At 44.1% G+C, this 18,628-nt stretch carries 11 protein-coding genes; 8 read left to right on the forward strand and 3 right to left on the reverse strand.

All coding sequences use genetic code 11. The features are described from left to right. Positions 1-135: 135 nt before the first annotated feature. Positions 136-543, forward strand: coding sequence for a hypothetical protein (locus INQ51_RS03780; protein WP_233376554.1), 408 nt, complete (start codon positions 136-138; stop codon positions 541-543). Here the strand turns inward: INQ51_RS03780 and INQ51_RS03785 are convergent. Together INQ51_RS03785 and INQ51_RS03790 are read right to left on the reverse strand one after the other, a co-directional pair. Next, on the reverse strand, positions 540-4,307 hold the full coding sequence (locus INQ51_RS03785; RefSeq protein WP_233376555.1) for a glycoside hydrolase family 2 TIM barrel-domain containing protein: 3,768 nt from the start codon (positions 4,305-4,307) through the stop codon (positions 540-542). The genes INQ51_RS03780 and INQ51_RS03785 overlap by 4 nt on opposite strands. Before the next feature lie 158 nt (positions 4,308-4,465). After that, positions 4,466-5,371: an AraC family transcriptional regulator gene (locus tag INQ51_RS03790; RefSeq protein WP_233376556.1), complete on the reverse strand. Its 906-nt coding sequence runs from the start codon at positions 5,369-5,371 to the stop codon at positions 4,466-4,468. A 158-nt stretch (positions 5,372-5,529) separates the two neighbouring features. On the opposite strand from INQ51_RS03790, the gene INQ51_RS03795 reads away from it, so the two are divergent. From INQ51_RS03795 to INQ51_RS03825, 7 genes are all read left to right on the forward strand, one after another. Beyond that, the gene (locus INQ51_RS03795; RefSeq protein WP_233376557.1) at positions 5,530-6,591 is read left to right on the forward strand and encodes a uroporphyrinogen decarboxylase family protein; all 1,062 of its coding nucleotides are present in this window, start codon (positions 5,530-5,532) and stop codon (positions 6,589-6,591) included. 11 nt (positions 6,592-6,602) lie between these two features. After that, complete coding sequence (locus tag INQ51_RS03800; RefSeq protein WP_233376558.1) at positions 6,603-7,859, forward strand: PmoA family protein; 1,257 nt, start codon at positions 6,603-6,605, stop codon at positions 7,857-7,859. 34 nt (positions 7,860-7,893) lie between these two features. Next, a complete protein-coding gene (locus INQ51_RS03805; protein ID WP_233376559.1) occupies positions 7,894-8,796 on the forward strand; it encodes a PmoA family protein in 903 nt (300 codons plus the stop codon). A gap of 121 nt (positions 8,797-8,917) precedes the next feature. Beyond that, complete coding sequence (locus tag INQ51_RS03810) at positions 8,918-10,294, forward strand: Gfo/Idh/MocA family protein (protein ID WP_233376560.1); 1,377 nt, start codon at positions 8,918-8,920, stop codon at positions 10,292-10,294. 104 nt (positions 10,295-10,398) lie between these two features. Next, complete coding sequence (locus INQ51_RS03815; RefSeq protein ID WP_233376561.1) at positions 10,399-11,328, forward strand: ThuA domain-containing protein; 930 nt, start codon at positions 10,399-10,401, stop codon at positions 11,326-11,328. 464 nt (positions 11,329-11,792) lie between these two features. Then, complete coding sequence (locus tag INQ51_RS03820; RefSeq protein WP_233376562.1) at positions 11,793-14,921, forward strand: SusC/RagA family TonB-linked outer membrane protein; 3,129 nt, start codon at positions 11,793-11,795, stop codon at positions 14,919-14,921. Between the two features lie 25 nt (positions 14,922-14,946). After that, complete coding sequence (locus tag INQ51_RS03825; protein WP_233376563.1) at positions 14,947-16,830, forward strand: RagB/SusD family nutrient uptake outer membrane protein; 1,884 nt, start codon at positions 14,947-14,949, stop codon at positions 16,828-16,830. A 187-nt stretch (positions 16,831-17,017) separates the two neighbouring features. On the opposite strand, the gene INQ51_RS03830 is transcribed toward INQ51_RS03825, so the two are convergent. Beyond that, entirely contained in the window at positions 17,018-18,601 is a 1,584-nt protein-coding gene (locus tag INQ51_RS03830; protein WP_233376564.1) for an arylsulfatase, read from the reverse strand. Positions 18,602-18,628 lie beyond the last annotated feature (27 nt).

The raw sequence follows: 18,628 nt of genomic DNA on the forward strand, positions 1-18,628 counted from the left end.
CAGGCCTAAATCATGATGAAATTGGCTCAATCCGATATCAATCTATTTTCAATCTACATCAATCACTAACAGAATAATTTATACAACATTTCGCCAATTATAAAACACTGAAATTCAACAACAAAAAAGTTCACCATGCCCACCTCAAAGACAATTTGCTTCCTTATTCTGACATTGGTCTTTTCCGGTTCGGTGCTGACTGCCAGCGCTCAAAAGACAGACAAGCCACCGTCAAAAACGGAGATGCGAACACTGGATTCGAAAGACGCCTCGGTTAAAATGAATGCAACAATCGGGAAAAACAAATCCCGAAAAGTCATTCGAATTAATGACACGCCAGTTAATTTCCTAACCGACGACACCTTGATCCTCGTAAATGGTAAAAAGAAGGTAAAACTTGACAACATCGATCCTCAATGGATTAAAAGTGTCCAGGCATTTAAAAACGAAGATATTCCAAAGAGATACCGAAAGAAAGGTATAACCCGGCTTATAAAAGTCAAAATAAAAAAGCCCCTTTTTGCGAAGAAAAAGCATCGCTAAAACGGAGTGATCGAAAGCTTGTAATTCCGGACGCCCGGCATCAGCCGGTACTTTTGCAATTGACGAATGGCTGTTCCGCCCACACCTGACACTTCAAAATCCACATTCAGAATAGTATTGGGCGTCTCTTTCAATTGATAAGTGTACATGGCCCGCGAAAGGTTATCGGTGGAGTACTTGTGCAGGCTGAAATTTAGCCAATCACCGCCTTTGATCAGCAAACCTTTACCGTCCGCGTTTTCTACTTTTAGCCAGCGAACATCGCTTCGGTTGCCGTATTCCTGCGGAATAATATAAGGCACGTACATCGAATCAGCAGTAGAATGATACCAGCTCACCTTTGCCCCGGTTTTGCGGTCGGGGTAATTCTCAAAAGGCCCGCGGCCATAATATTCAACCGTACTAAATGCTTTTGGTAGTTCGAATTGCAAACCGATTTTGGGCAGTATATCCGGCATTGGCCCGTGCGGAATGATTTCCTGATCCAGATCAATTTTCCCGCTGGCAGAGAAAGTCCAGGTTTCGTTTCGTTCAAAAGCAGAGAAAAAGCCACCCCGGTTTAATCGGCGATTGGCCGGAAGCGAAGAGTTCGAAAACACCTTCAGTTTCACCTTTACTTCCTTCTCATTCAACTGAATCACTTTCACTTCATCCACCTGCGTCACCAGATCGCGCATGCCCAGTGTCCGCAATTGGTTGTCAATGCTCCTTCCATAACCCGGCGTGCGGTTATCGCTGCTAAACATGTAACTTCCCCACGGATCCATATCGTTGGCAGTGGGCGCTCGCCAAACATTAAACACCGGCCCGCCTTCAAGGTATTCCGTTCCCTTAAATTGCAGTGAAGAAAGTTCTGCGGTGCTTTTATTTATCACATAACTGAAATCAGTTCCCGAAATCACAACCTTGTCTTTATCCTCTGAAAAGGAAACTTTCCGATCGTTGGGTTTTACTTCCACAAAAAACAAATCGGTCGGCACCTTGAATTGCTCCCAGCCGATTTCGTGCCCTTTCGTAGCCCAGCTTTGATCTTCCTTCAACACAAACGAAACAAGCATCAAGCACTCTTCACGCGAATCAATGCGTGGACGACGATAATCAATCGTAACTTCAGCGGTATCTCCGGGAGCAGCTTCACATTCAAAAATTCCGCGTTGTGAAGGTTTTCCATCCACTCTTAGTTCCCATCTGCCTTCCAGATCTTTCAGGTTCTTAAACTGATGACGGTTGATCACCTGAATTCTTCCGGTCTCAATATCAACAGCTTCAATCTTCACCGGTTGACCCGCTTTTTTTATCTGATTGATCTCGGGCTGCGGAGTCCGGTCGGGCCAAACAATTCCATAGGTTCTGCCTCCCAAACCAACGGCATAAAACCAACCCGCCGTGGTGTCCTTTTCGAAATCGAGATGCAACACAGCGCCATCGGTTTGTTGCTCAATATTTCCAACCCGGACAGCCTGCGGAAATATTTTTACATCGTCGATCACCATTTTTGAAAGACGTCCTGAATATTCGCCCTGATCCTGCGTTTCGGCTTCACGGCCAATACAAAGCGGGAAAGGGGTTGAACTTATATTTCCGCTAAAGGAACTGGATGTCACCTGTTTTTTATCAATATAGAGTTGCAGGCTCCGTCCGTCGTAAATACCCGCAATGTGGTGCCAGTTTCCGTAAAAATCACTGTTCACTTTTGCTTTAGCAGAAACTCGTTTGCCACTTTGCAGGTAAAACTCCAGCGTTCGCGGATCTTCCATTCTGATTCCGTATCCATGCTCGCCTTTTGCAATAAACGTATTGGGCTGTGGTATTTCGAAAGGTTTCACCCAAAAAGAAATGGAAAGTTGGTTTCCGGTGATATTGAGGCTTGGATCGCGGTAAAACTCCACCCAGTCGTCGTGCCCCGAGAATTCGAGTCCCCAGCCATTTTTCCCCTCGGCAAACACAGGCCGCCCCATAATTTGCCCGTCATTTTTAGCATCTGAAAGATCGCTCAGAATCCGGCGCGGTGTTTCAATTCCCGGGCTGATCCAGTCCCAAATGGCACCGCCTATCAGTCGTGGATATTTCCAGATGTATTCCCAGTATTCATCCATACCGCCCAAACCATTCCCAGTGGCTGCCAGGTATTCATCCATAAACGAAGCCCGCTGATCATTCTCGGGTAGTACTTTCCCTTCCGCCAGGTTTTTATAATCGATGGGGCTCCAGTAACGCGGCCCGACAATGTCCTCAAAAGGAATGTAAAACCAATTTCCGCCGTACATCCACGCCGGCCGGCTCGGATCGATCGCTTTGCCCGTTTTAATCACTTCATGAATGTTTTCTCCTTTACCCGACTCATTTCCGGCACTCCAGACAATCACCGACGGATGATTGCGGTCGCGGTACACCAGCTTGCGCGAACGGTCGCGGTACATTTCGGTCCATGCCGGATTTTCAGACAAATGAATATTGTTGTGCGCCTCGTCGCCCACTTCATCAAAAATGTACATTCCCAGTTCGTCGGCCATCGCAAGGTATTCCGGGGTTGGCGGATAATGGCAGGTTCGCACACTATTGATGTTGTGCTGCTTCATTAAAATCAGGTCAGCTCTCAATGTTTCCAGCGGAACGGCCTGCCCGTATTTTGGATCGTGCATGTGGCTGTTCACACCGTTCAGTTTTACAGGAGCCCCGTTAACCGTCAAAATGTGATCCTTGTATTCTACTTCGCGAAAACCGATTTTTTGCGAAAGCGCTTCCAAGGTATTTCCGTCTTTGTCTTTCAGAATAACGAGTAACTGAAAAAGATGGGGAAACTCAGCCGACCACTTGGGCGGATCGACCACCAAGGTTGAGAGCATTACTTTTTTTGTGGAAGCAGAATCAACTGCCAGTGTTGTTTTTTGAATGCCTTCCGCAAGAATCGATCTTCCTTCATCGTCCAACACATTCATTTCCAAGCACACTTCTCTTTTTTCCGGCAGTTTGTTTGTCAGATCAACTTCCACTTTCAAAGTAGCATCTTTGTATTCTTCATCAAGATCGGTGGTAATGTAATAATCGTGAATGTAGGTCTTTGGCTGTGCATACAATTTCACATCCCGGAAAATTCCCGACAAGCGCCACATATCCTGGTTTTCGAGGTAAGAACCATCGCTAAAACGAAGCACTTCCACCGAAAGATCATTCTCCCCCTTCTTCAAAAACCGGGTAATGTTGTATTCGGCCGGCTCAAAACCGCCCTGATTATAGCCCACCTTTTCTCCGTTCACCCAAACATAGGAAGCCGATTTCACGCCTTCAAAACGAAGCATCACTTCCTTCTCCCTCCAGCTTTCGGGTAACTCAAACTTTCGCTTGTAGCAACTTACCGGATTGTAATATTCCGGGATTTTCGGAGGGTCGCTTTCAAAAGACAAAGCAACATTTCGAAATTTCGGATGCCCGACCCCTTCCATTTGCCAATTCGACGGAACCGTAATCTCGTTCCACCCGTTAACCTCGAAATCGGGCTCCCAAAAATCTGCCGGTACCTGATCAGGCGTTTCCACCCAAAGAAATTTCCACGTTCCGTTGAGCAGTTGATAATTCTCACATTTTCGGGGTAAATCCTGAATGGCCCGTTCGCGCGAACTGTAAGGAATATGAAAAGCATGCGGAAGATTTTGTCCCTTTTCAAATACAGCGGGATTCTGCCAGTCGTCAGGCAAAAATTCCACTTGCTGCGCCAACAATCCGGCAGGCACAAGTATGAGTAAAAGCAATGCAATACGATTCATTCGATTGGCTGGTTTAACTGTTATAGTGAGCATCTGATAAATTTAGCACTTCTTTCATCAGCGTTTTAAAATCCTTTTATTCAATTCGGAACAACAACCCAACTTTTCATTTCAAGCCCAAAATTTATTAGCGTTCTGACCGGAAAGCCGACTGTCGTCTATGCTTCCGGCACCTCTTCCTTGGGCTTTAAGTCACTGTTTTTATGAAACTTTTGAGAGTACAAGGTAGGTGTAAATCCTGTATACTTTTTAAAAATCCGGTTAAAATTCGACTGGTTGTTGAACCCGCTTTCGTAGCAAACCTGCGTTACTGTCATTTTTCCTTCAATCATTAACATGCAGGCATAGTTAATACGCATGTCGTTAATAAATTCCACCAGCGATTTCCCCGATTTCTCCTTAAAAAAACGACAAAATGCAGAAGGGTTTAAATTGGCCACCGCCGCCACCTTTCCCAATTCAATTTTATCCAGGTAATTGCTGTTTAAGTAATTCATTACTTTGGCCAGCCTGTCGCTCGTAAAATCGTGGTTCTCGACCCGGTAAAGTTCGCCGGCCAGTAACTTGTACTCTTCTGTTTTTGCCAGATAATTTAGTAATTCCAAGGCACGCAGCATTCTCTCGAATCCACTGGACTTAACCACCTTAAAGATTTTTCGCCGGGCTTTCTCTGCAAAACCCTTCGAAAACCGCACTCCTCTTCCCGAACGTTCCAATAATTCTTTTATCCTGAAAAACTCGGGATATTCAGAAATCGCTTCCTTAAAAAAATCGTTGGAGAACTGGATAACCACGTACGTGATCTTCTTTTGATTGTCAGGATCGTAATACGATTCGTCGCTTTTCCAGAAATGAGGCAGATTGGTCCCTAGCAAAACCAGGTCGTCCGACTGAAACTCTTCGATATGATCGGCAACGAAACTGGTTCCACTGCCATCCAAAACATACAACAACTCGTAAGCCGAATGAAAATGCCAGGGATAAGTAAAGTGAGGCTTCTCCTGCAGTTTTATTCGTATTTTCGATCTTCCGGGCAAATCAACCTGTTCGTGCATTATCTTCATAACTACAAAGTTTTATCCGGGTACATTCATTTCGTAACCCTTCGGTATTTCGTCTACCAAAATAAGAAAATGTCAAAAAAGTACAAAGCCTCGCAAAGTTTATACTGTCAGATTCTTTTAATCCGATTTAAATTTGTGAGGTAACTAAAGCAATAATAATGACGAACGAACAATGGCAGCTTCTTACCCAAATAGTACGAGGTGAAACGCCGCAAAAACCTGTGACCGGATTTATTATTGACAGTCCGTGGCTACCCGGCTGGGCAGGAGTATCTACCTTGCAGTATTATTCTTCGGAACAAACCTGGTTTGACACCAATAAAAAGGCGATCGAAACATTTCCCGACATCCTCTTTCTTCCCGGTTTCTGGTCGGAGTTTGGAATGTGTACCGAGCCTTCTGCTTTTGGAGCCAAAACAGTGTGGAATGCATACAGCCTGCCCCATGCCAACCGGGTGCTAAGCGACATATCGCAGGCAGCAAAGCTTAAAGTTCCCCATCCCAAAACGGACGGATTGCTACCGTTTGTTATCCAGCGCTTGTTAAACTACCACACTCCCATCCGGCACATGGGGCACGAAATAAAATTTGCTATTGCGCGTGGCCCGCTGAACATTGCCTCTTTTCTTATGGGTACCACCGAGCTAATGATGGCTTTTATGATGGATCCGGAAAACAGCCACAAGCTGCTGGAAACCATCACACGTTTTACCATCGACTGGGTTCAGTACCAAAAAGAAATGTTCCCCTCCATTGAAGGAATTTTGCTGCTCGACGATATTGTTGGTTTTATAGGAGAAGAAGAGTGCAAAACATTTGCGATTCCCTATATCAAAAGAATTTACCAGGCATTTGATTCCGAGATCAATTTCTTCCACAACGATGCGCAGGGTCTGGTGTCTACTCCTTTTTTACGCGAAATGGGGGTTAATTTTTATAACTTTAGCTTCGAGCACAGCATGAACGAAATTCGCGAGCTGGCCGGCCCCGAAGTAACACTGATCGGAAACCTGCCACCACGCGATGTACTGGCTGCCGGAACACCGGAGCAGGTAAGAACGGAAACAAGGAAAATGGTGGAAGATTTTGGCGACGCTCAAAGAGTGATCTGGTCGTGTGGTGGTGGAATGCCACAGGACGTAACGACTGAAAACATTCGTGCCTTTAAGGAAACAATCGACAAGTTTGTACCACAGATGCTATCGAAGAAAAATCAATAATCTGAACCACTATGAAAACCATACTAATCATTACGATCGTTCTTTTTACACAGTCTTTACGGGCACAGGAACTGGCCAGATTTAAAGTGCTATCAGAAGAAGACCGGATGGATGCTCCGGTATCTGTTTCGTTGGACGGAATAAACTACAATACCGATCAAGGCAAGCTTGTTTTGTACGAGAAAAACAGGCAAGGTGAAATCGCTATCCCGTCTCAGATTGAAAGCGCACATTCGGCCCGTTTATGGTTCCTGGTAAAGGGGGAACTAAAAAAAGGCACAACACGCGAGTTTATTCTCAAACGGGAAGAACAGGAGATAAAAGCGTCAGAAAAAGTAATCGTTGCAAAAGACGACGAGGATTTAAGGCTGACAATGAACGACAAACCCATTCTTAAATACAGGTATGCTGTTACCCTTCCGCCCAAAGAAGCCAGCCCGCTCTTTAAACGATCAGGATATATTCATCCTTTGTGGTCGCCCGAAGGCCAGGAACTGACCCGCATTCAGGCACCCGACCATTACCATCACTACGGTATTTGGGGGCCCTGGACCAAAACTCACATCGACGGACGCGAAGTGGATTTCTGGAACCTGCTAAAAGGCCAGGGAACCGTGAAGTTTGCCGGTTTTCTGTCGGAAGCTGAAGGAGAAGTTTTTAGCGGGTTTAAAGCATTGCAACAACACATCGATTTTGGCACTGCAGGTGAAGACGAGGTGGCCATGAACGAAATTCTGGATGTGCGGGCATGGAATACCGGCGACGATATCTGGATGATCGATTATACCACCAGTCTGAACAGCCCTTTAGAAAATGGAATTATGCTCGATGCCTACCGTTATGGCGGAGGAATAGGCTGGAGAGCCACTGAAAAATGGAACAAAGACAATTGCACGGTACTTACTTCAGAAGGAAAAACAAGACTGGACGCAGATGGATCAAACGCCCGCTGGTGCATGGTTGAAGGAGAATCGGACACTGAAGAAGGCCGTTCAGGGATTCTTTTTCTGAGCCATCCTTCGAACCGCATGCACCCTGAACCCATGCGCGTATGGCCGCTCGATGCCAACGGTGGACGGGGTGACATGTATTTCGAATTTGTGCCCATTCGCCACAACGACTGGAAACTGGACTCCAAACAAGACTATACGCTTAAATACCGTATGATTGTATTTGACGGAAAAATGGATGTGGAAACCGCAGAAAAGTTCTGGAATAGTTTTGCCGGTAACCCCACCATCGAAATGAGTAAAGCGACTGTGAACTGAAGTTGTCAAAAAAAGAAACAAAGAAATGAAACGAATGAACGCAAAATTAATTTTGATACTGGCATTTTGCTTTGCGATTGGCAGCGCAAAGGCACAACAGAAAATTACCGCCGAAAAGGTTGGCGATAAAATTGAATTCAGAGTCAACGGAAATCTTTTCACCAACTACATTCTTTCGGAATACGAGAAATATCCGTTCTTTTTCCCGGTAAACGGGCCATCAAACGCCAGTGTTACTTCTATGCGAAACGCCAATTACCCGCACCACAGCTCCCTGTTTTTTGGCTGCGACCGTGTGAACGGCGGCAATTACTGGCAGGAAGGACTGGAACGCGGTCAAATAATTTCGCTGCGTGCCGACATTGTTCAATCGGGTGGAGAAAAAGCCGTGGTTGAAAACGAATGTATCTGGCGGCGCCCCGGTGCCGATGCCCCTATTATCGATAGAAGGAGAATTTCCGTAAGCCAGCCATCACCCGACAAATTTTTCCTCGACTTTGAAGTAAGCATGGAAATGTTGATGGATGTTACCATTCAAAAAACCAATCATTCGTTTTTTAGCGGAAGAATGGATCCCGACCTGGCTGTTACTGGCGGGGGAAAGATGGTAAATGCCGAAGGCGATTCGGGCGAAAAAGGCGACAACGGGACATTTGGGAAACGTTCGGCCTGGATGGACTGCAACGGCGAAAGAATGGGAAAACGCGAAGGAATGGCCATTTTGCAACACCCGTCGAACGATTGGTATCCGTCGCCCTGGTTTACCCGAGACTATGGTTTTTTCTCTCCAACACCCATGTACTGGCCCGAAAACGATCAAACAACAGAATTGAAAAAAGGCGATCAGATCAAACTTCGTTACCGGGTAATCGTACACAGTGGCGATGAAAAGGAAGCCGGAATTGCCGAAGAATTTGAAAAATACAGCAAAGAATAGTGAGTAGAGACAATGATAAATTTGAGCATCGAAGAATAAAGCATTCATTCCTCTTGCCGCTAACTAAAGCTATCGTGAATTAAAAGTTTAAAAGGAAAAGTCAAACCAAAATTTATAACAGATGAGAAGAAGAATATTCCTGAAAAACGCCGCAGCTACAACTGCCGGAGCTCTGGTAATTCCCACCATCGTGCCCTCTTCCGTTTTTGGTGCCAGCGCACCCAGTAATAAAATCCATGTGGCCCAGATCGGATGTGGCCGGATTGCGCGCGACCACGATACCGCTGAAACATTGAAATACGACCAGGCGCGTTTTGTGGCTGTTTGTGATGTGGACAGCAAACGTATGGGAGATTCGAAAAAACGTATCGAAGATTACTACAATAAACAATCGGGCAGCAACAATGCCGTTGGTGTAAAAATGTACGGCGATTACCGCGAACTGCTTTTAGACCCTAACATTGATGCAGTGGTTATCAGCACACCCGACCACTGGCATACACAACCGGCAGTTGAAGCAGCTTTGGCCGGAAAAGATATTTACCTGCAAAAGCCAACTTCGCTTACTGTTGAAGAAGGACGACTGCTTAGCGACATTGTAAACCGCACCGGTGTTATCCTGCAAATGGGAACACAACAACGCTCCATGCCGCAGTTCCGCATTGCTGCCGAATTGGTTCGCAACGGAAGAATCGGTAAAATACATACGGTAAAAATTGGCCTTCCCGGCGATCCCGGCGGTCCTGTTTTTGAAGCCGGTCCAATTCCTTCCAACCTGAATTTTGATATGTGGCTGGGCTCAACACCCGAAGTAGAGTACAAAGAAAAGCTGGTACACCCGCAACACGATTACAGCCGTCCGGGTTGGTTACGCCACAGAAATTACGGTGCAGGAATGATCACCGGCTGGGGACAACATCATTACGACAGCGCTGCATGGGGAATGGACACCGAACATACCGGACCAATCTCGATTGAAGCGGTTGCTGAATTCCCCAAATCGGGCGACTGGAATGTACACGGCGATTTTATGGTAAAACATGAGTACGCGAATGGCATTACAGTTTATACCAGCGGCGGATATACCAATGGCATTCAATACATTGGAGAGAACGGATGGATCTTTGTATCGCGCGGCAGTTACACCGCTTCGGCCAGCGATCCTGTTTCGAAAGAAAAAAGTTCGAAAGCACTGAATGCCAGTGATCCGAAAATTCTGGAAGAAAAAATCGGCGACAACGAGATTAAGTTGTATGTGAGTGAAGAACAACATGGCGACTGGTTAAATGCGATAAAAACACGCAAACAGCCTATATGTACTGCGGAAACCGGACACCGTGCATGTTCCGTTTGTTTAATAAGCGATATTGCCATGCAAATTCCGGGAGTACTGGAGTGGGACCCAGCTACAGAACGTTTCAAAAACAACGACCTGGCCAACTCCATGCTGAGCCGCCCGCAACGTTACCCATACGGAACTGATTATATTAAACGCTAATATGAATTGAACACTGATGATACGAATTAAAGATATTTGCACGGAAGATCAGTAAATACGACAAAAATCAGTATTATCAGTGTTTGGTTTTAATAAATACACAAATGCGAAAAGCCATACTATTATTATTTCTTGTGGCAGCCATGATGACTGCCAGTGCTCAGGAGGAAGCCTTTGATTTTACTCCGGAGTGGTTACAAAAAATAGAAAAACTTGCCCCTGCAAAAGCCGAGGTTCAGCCGGCAAAAACCAGAAAAGTTTTGATTTTTGATCGCTTTACCGGATTTAACCACTGGGTAATTCCTCATACCAGCCAGGTTATTAAAATGCTGGGGCAAAAAACCGGAGCCTATGAAACCCGGATAACAAAAGATGTATTTTGCTTTGAAGCAAGCAACCTGAAGAATTACGACATGGTTGTTCTAAATAGCACCTGCTCAAAAGGCCCGCGTCGTGACCTGATTATGGACGCCCTGGAAGAAGATACCAGCATGGATGAAGAACAGGTAAAAAAGAAAGCTGCCGAACTGGAAGCCAACCTGATAAGCTACGTGGAAAAAGGTGGCGGACTAATGGTCGTTCACGGTGCGATTGTCATGCAAAACAACTCAATGCCATTTAGCGAGATGGTGGGAGGAAGCTTTGACTACCATCCCCGGCAGCAGTCTGTTACCCTTGAACTGGCAGAGCCTAGCCATCCTTTGACAAAGGCCTTTAACGGACAAGCGTTCACGCATGTTGACGAACCTTACCTGTTCAACAAAGCTTATGAGAAAAAGAATTTCAGACCATTGCTGCAAATGGACACCGATAAACTTACAGGTAAAACAAAGCCCATCGACGATAATATCCGCTATGTGTCGTGGATAAAGAAACACGGCAAAGGACGGGTATTTTATGTTTCGCCATCGCACAATGCCCAAAGCTTTGAAGACGCCCGTTTGCTAAAATTCTATTTAGACGGCGCTCAATATGCCATTGGCGATTTTAAATGCGATGATTCGCCGCTAAATTCAGCGCTAAAGAAAAATTAACTTACTATCCCACAATCCGGTAGCAGCATTCAATGCCGGGAAATAAACGAAAGTTTAAAAATGTAGTCAGTGGCGAAATAGATTTACTTTCTATTTCACCACTGATGGTTTTTAGGAATCATTAAACGATGTTCAAAAACATCAATACTTGCAAAAATAGTATCAAATATTGCAAATAGAATACAGGCAGAAAAAGAAATGCTGTCTTAACTTTGAAAAGGACCTAACATTAAAATGATGAGAGAATAAAATAGAAAAGAGAAATGCGGCAACATTTCTCTTAGCAAATAGCTTAATCAAAACGACTTTAACTAAACTATTCAAAACTATGAAGTTTTCATTTTTCCTACCAAAATTATGTTCTGAAAAAGAATGTATTGACATTTTCTTAATACATAGATAATCCCCTGATTATTACGTCCTGACACTAAATTAATCAATAACATAACCTAAAACTTGAGCTTATGCAAAAGATTTTGTTGATTTTTATTGTGCTGGCTGCGACTATAAGTAGCGCAATGGCACAAAAAACGGTTACAGGAATAGTGACCGGCGAAGATGGGATCCCACTACCAGGTGTAACAGTAATTGTAAAAGGAACTACAAATGGGACCGTTACCGGAATTGACGGAACTTACAGTCTGGAAGTTCCACAAGAGAACAGTGTCCTGGTGTTTTCATTTATCGGAATGAAAACGCAGGAAATACAAACAGGAAATCAGACCAATATCAAGGTCACACTGGTTTCGGATGTAATTGGCTTGGAAGAAGTGGTTGCTATTGGTTATGGAACCATGAAAAAAAGCGACCTCACAGGTTCTGTGTCATCAATAAAATCAACTCAGGTTGAAAATGAAAAACCACAGGCCTTACAAGATATGTTGAGAGGTAATATTGTGGGACTTCAGGTAGGCTTCTCTACGGATGCCAAAGGTGGTGGAAGTCTTGAAATCAGGGGAGACAATACCCTAAAAGCATCTTCCAACCCATTAGTTGTATTGGACGGGGTAATCTACCAGGGAGGGCTGGAAGATATCAATCCTAACGATATTGAGTCCATCGATGTTTTAAAAGACGCGTCATCTGCCGCAGTTTACGGAGCTCGATCGGCCAATGGGGTTATCCTGGTAACAACCAAGAAAGGAACATTGGGGAAACCCGTTATCAATATTAATTCGAGTGTTGGGTTAGCCACAATGGCAACCATGCAGGACGTTTACAGCCCTTATGATTTCCTTTCGTGGAGAACAAAAGTAATGCAATCGCTGAACTATTACAACGAGGATACAAATTCGAAACTATACATCTTTGAAAACCCTAATAACTTGCCTGATGGTGTAACCCAGGAAATGTGGCTGAATGGAAGTTCGGGTGATGTAACCGATATCTGGCTGGCCAGAATAGGACTTCTACCGATTGAAATTGCAAACTACAAAGAAGGCAAATCGGTTGATTGGACTGACATGGTTTTTCAGAATGGCCTTCGTCAGGATTATAACATTTCTCTATCAGGAAAAAGCGACAGAGTAACTTATTATATGTCTCTAGGCTATAATAACAACGAAGGAATAGTTGTGGGTGATGCTTTTTCTACTATCAGAGCTAGAATAAACCTTGATGCAAAAGTGACCGACTGGCTGTCGGTTGGAATTAATACTCAATTTTCGGACAGAGATGAAAGCAAAAGAAACCGGCCTGACAATCCTGACCCTACAATACAGGCAGATTGGGGCAAGATTATAAATAACTCGCCTTGGGGTTCCATCTATAATGATGACGGGCAAACATGGAGAATCAGTCCTGTCGACGACCTTGGTCGTGGAGCCAAACACCCTTTATATGATATGACATTTCAGGAACGAAGAAGGTTTTATAATACATTAAATACAACGTTGTATACAAACATAAAATTACCCTTCAATATTTCATACCAGTTAAACTTCTCGCCAAGATATCAGTGGTATGAATTTATGAACCACCAATCGACCGCACACGAAGAATGGGTACTTTTTGGCGGACAGTCAAAACGCTTGCAACAGAAATCCTATAGCTGGCAGCTTGACAATTTAATTAAATGGAACCAAACATTTAAGGACATTCATACTTTTGATGTTACCCTTCTTGTCAATGCTGAAAAATACCAAAGTTGGGAAAATTATATGTCAGCACAGGGATTCGAACCAACGGATGCGTTAAGTTTTCACCGAATGCAGGCCGGAACTGGTTCAACGTTCCAAATAACAAGCAACGATGAGTATGAAACAGCCAATGCATTAATGGGAAGAATATTCTACTCCCTAAAAAACCGTTACATGCTCACCTTAACGATGAGACGGGACGGTTATTCTGCCTTTGGAGAAAATAATCCCTACGGATATTTCCCCTCGACTGCCTTAGGATGGGTTTTTACGGATGAACCTTTTGCCCAAAACAATATTTTATCATATGGTAAATTACGCGTTTCGTGGGGTTCAAACGGCAACCGCGCAATTGGTCGCTACGAAGGTCTGTCTGACATGACCACTGGTAAATATCCTTATCAAACCCTGTCAGGGACCATATATGAAGGAACCCAGCTATACGTAAACCGGATGGCGAATTCGGATTTAAAATGGGAGCAAACCCAATCCCTGAATTTTGGACTTGATTATTCAATTTTGGATGGTTTGTTCGATGGCTCGATAGACTACTATACTGCCCGAACAAAAGATGTACTAGTTGACCGAAAGCTACCTGACATACTGGGATTTAACTCAGTAGCATCGAACTTAGGCGAAGTTAAAAACTACGGTATTGAATTCGTGGTAAACTCACGTGTTATAAAACGAGAAAATTTCCAGTGGAATATCAATGCAAACTTTGCACTTAACCGAAATGAGGTTGTCCATCTCTATGGAGACATGGTCGATGTTTTAGATAAGGATGGTAATGTAATTGGGCAGAAAGAAGGAGATGACTATACAAACAACTGGTTTATTGGCAAGCCAATTGATGTTATCTGGCAGCCAAAGATCCTGGGAGTATGGCAGGTTGGCGAAGAAGAAGAGGCTAAAAAATATGGACAATTCCCAGGCGATTTCAAATTAGAGGATGTGAATGAAGACGATAAAATCAATGATCTGGACAATCAATATTTGGGTTATCAGACTCCACGTTTTCGTTGGAATATGAGACACGAATTTAATTTTTATAAAAATTTCGATCTTTCTTTTATGCTTTATTCCTACTGGGGGCACAAAGGTAAAATGAACTCAGCCAAAAACCGTGATAGCTTTCCGGAAAGGGTGAATTCTTATAAAATACCTTTCTGGACACCGGAAACACCACACAACGACTATGCCCGCATTTATTCTGCTGAAGGTGGAGCTGTTTTCGATGTTTGGAGAGATCGTTCGTTTATTCGCCTTGATAATATTTCCTTATCGTACAACGTTCCGAACTCGTTGCTGGACAGAGCGCAAATAAGCAATCTAAAAATATTTGCAACAATACGTAATGTTGGTTGGTGGGCCCCAAAATGGGAGTTCTGGGATCCGGAAAACAGTGGTCCAAATCCACGATATTTCACTCTTGGAGTTAATTTAACGCTGTAAGTAAATCGTATAAATGAAGAACATTATGAAAATAATAAAATATAAATCAAGAATGTTCCTGTTGCTTTTTATTCCTATGATTTTATGGACAACGGGATGTAGTGACGAATGGTTGGAACCAAAACCGCTCTCATTCTTTGCACCGGAAAATGCACTTATTGACGCAAAAGGGATGTACGCTGCACTAACTGCTTGCGAACGCAACATGCGTTACGAATGGTATGGTGATGGATCGCCTATCATTACTGAGCTACTTTTCTCGGAAGTTTGTGTTGAGGGAACAACTGACAAACCAGGTCCTGCTCAGAATATGAACATTCAGATCACTCCTACCTCACAATTAAATAATACTAATTACAATAGAATTGGATGGTTTTGGTACGAAGGTTTTAAAGGAATCAAATATGCCAACGTAGTCATTGAACGTATCGATGATGCAACCTATAAAGATGAGGCAGAGCGAAATGCCGTGCTCGGATCTGCTTATTTCCACAGAGCATATCGTTATTATCGACTCACTCAGCAATTTGGAGACATTCCTTTCATCGGACGCGAAATAAAAGAACCGAAGCTTGATTTCTACTCCACCAAACGAGAAGTTATTCTCAGGAAAATACAGAAAGACATGGAGTTTGCTGCACAACATTGTTCGGACAATGTTGACCGTGGACGAGTTACCAAAGGAGCTGCCGGACATTTGCTGACTAAAATAAATTTAGCATTGGGCGACTTTGACAAGGCCATTGCATCTGCCACAGCAGTCATTAACGGAGGTACTTATAGTTTAATGCGGGATCCATTTGGCCAAGTTCCAAAAGAAGATGGCGACTTCCTCACATCACAAGGTATTATTCGTGATGATGTTATTGCTCGTTTGCATTGGTGGCAGAATAAAGCGCTTGGAGCTAACAAGGAAGTTTTATTTATGGTACTTTCTAAAGAAGACTTTGTTGACTCACGACTGGACCTGCAAGTTATGAGACAGGCTGTGCCATTTTGGGGGGTCTCCAACTCAAATATGCTTTATACCCCAGACGGGTTTGCTCCCGGAACCTCCGATCTGGCTAACCGGGAGATAAGACTTGTAGAAACATTTGGCAGGGGTATTGGCCGGGCCCGTGGAACTTCGTACCATACAAAAAAGATTTGGGATGATCCCAATGACCTTCGGCATAAGAAAGGAAACTGGATGGATATGGAAGACCTGGTTTATAATCATCCGAATCTTAAAGGCAAATCGGAGTACTATGGAAAACCGCTTGAATTATACAGAGAGAATGGGCAGGTAGCAACCACTGATACCATCCGAAACTGGTTTGGATGGCCACATTATAAAATATACAACCCTGATCCACGCAGAACTCAACCCCAGGGAGGTTCTTATGACTGGTATGTTTTCCGCCTCGCTGAAACCTATTTACTAAGAGCAGAAGCATACTGGTGGAAGGGAGATATCCCCAACGCGATGGCAGATGTAAATGAAGTACGTACCAGGGCCGGAGCTGCTCCTTATACTGATGCTTCAACTTTTGATATCGGAACGATACTTGATGAACGTGCGAGAGAGCTCTTTTGGGAGGAACCAAGAAAAACAGAGCTCAACCGTATCGCCTTCTTATTTGCACAAGAAGGCAAAGCTTACCGGGGAAAAACTTACTCAATACAAGATTTTGGTGAAAACAATTTCTATTACGACAGGGTCATGGAATACACTGATTTCTATAACAAAGGGGTAAGAGCAAATAATGGTCAGGAATACACAATGAGTCCATATCACGTTTTATGGCCAGTTCCACAGGCTGCAATAAGTTCCAATACTCAAGGACAAATAAATCAGAATTACGGATACGATGGGTATGAAAATAATGTCCCTACACTTGATGTTATAAGCCCAGAAGATGATCTCTAAGCGAATAAAAAATTAAAATAAACGCCAAGAGGCCATTGGAACTAACCCCAATGGCCTCTTTTGCAATATCAAATTAGCTCCGGAAAATGGTAAACAAATCAACTTATGAATGGCACTTCGAACAAAGCACCAAAATGAAACAACACACAATTCTTTACTTCCGCTGGCTAACCCACTTTATGAGATATCAAGGCTCCATTTGAACCATCGGAAGCACAAATTTTTGATAGGTAAAGTAGCCACGGCTTAAATCGCCGTTGCACTCTTTTAACAGGAGTTGCTTTAGCTCGTCTACTTTATCGGGGTATTTTGCAGCCAGGTCGTTTTCTTCTTTATAGTCGTCGGGCAGGTAATACAATTGGAAGATATCTTTTGGGTAGTAATGCCGCAGCTTCCACCCCTCTTTAGTTACAATTGTGCCACCATACATCGAAGCATTCACGGTGTAATTGTGTTCTGTTTCCGCACCTTTCCCGGTTAATACGGGCAAAAGCGAAATGCCGTCTTTTTGTTCGTGCAACTCAACACCCAGTAAATCGGCAAAAGTGGGCAACAGGTCGTAATTGGCCACCAGGTTATTCACCGCTTTGCCTTTGGGTGTTACTCCGGGCCACTTAATAATCAGCGGCACGCGAAGCCCGCCTTCCCAGTTATCGTATTTCAGACCGGCCATTCCATCGTTTCCGTTAAATACATCGCCTCCGATTTCGGAATAAAATTTTGTGGTGATATTGTCGAAACGCTCGCCCGTTTCCATGTTGCGCACCGGTTTCAGAATTCGGCCCTCCTGGGCATAATAAATTTCGTGGCCGTTATCCGAGCTAAAAACAATGATGGTGTTTTTATCGAGCTTTAGCTTTTTCAGCTCCTGTACAATCACCCCCACATGCTCATCCAGCATTTTTACCATCGATGCGTATTCTTTTTCAATCTGCGTCAGGCGGTCATCGTTTACGAAATCGGGATGAACCGCAGGTACAGCTACCGGGCCATGAGGCAATTGGGTGGGGTGATACAAAAAGAAAGGGTGGTCTTTGTTTTCCCGGATAAAGCCAAGTATTTTATCCAGAAACAAGTTCTGCGAATACACCGCACGTCCTTCCATGTTCCACCGCTCTTTAAAAGCCTCCGGTGTTTCCCGTTCGATGGTTTTTCCACAGTCCTCCCGGGTATTTCCGGGAACATCCACTTTTTTGCCGTTTTCGAACATATAAGCCGGGTAAAAACCGTGCGCCATCACATGGTCGAGATAGCCGTAATAATAATCCCAGCCATGACGTTTCATTTCCTCAAAAGAAACCGAAAAGCCCCACTCCAGTTTCCCTACCTGCCCGGTAACATAGCCTGCCTTTTTAAACACTTCGGCCATGGTAACAATAGAATCGCCTGAACGCCCCACCTGTTTATCCAATGCCTGCGAAACTTCGTCGGCAGTAACCTTACCCGCAAAGACTTTTTTATAAGCTCCGCCACTGGTTATTTTCCATTTGTCGGTGCGGCAATCGTGGTAACCGGTTAGCAAACTGGCACGTGCAGGAGCACAAAACATGCAGCCGCGAACCTGGTTAAAACGCAGTCCCCGGTCTGCCAGCTTATCAATATTGGGTGTCTTTACTATTTCCTGCCCCTCGAACGATAACATACCACGCCCCAGATCGTCGGCATAGATAAAAATTACGTTGGGCTTTTGCTTCCGTTCACCGGCCTTTGCGCTATTTCCAAAATGAAACAACGCGATAACAGCTGAGAACAGAACTATTTTTTTTAACATCGGATTTTCTTTTAATTAATCATTTTC

It is taken from the genome of Maribellus sp. CM-23, assembly GCF_021354595.1.
GTDB lineage: Bacteria > Bacteroidota > Bacteroidia > Bacteroidales > Prolixibacteraceae > Draconibacterium.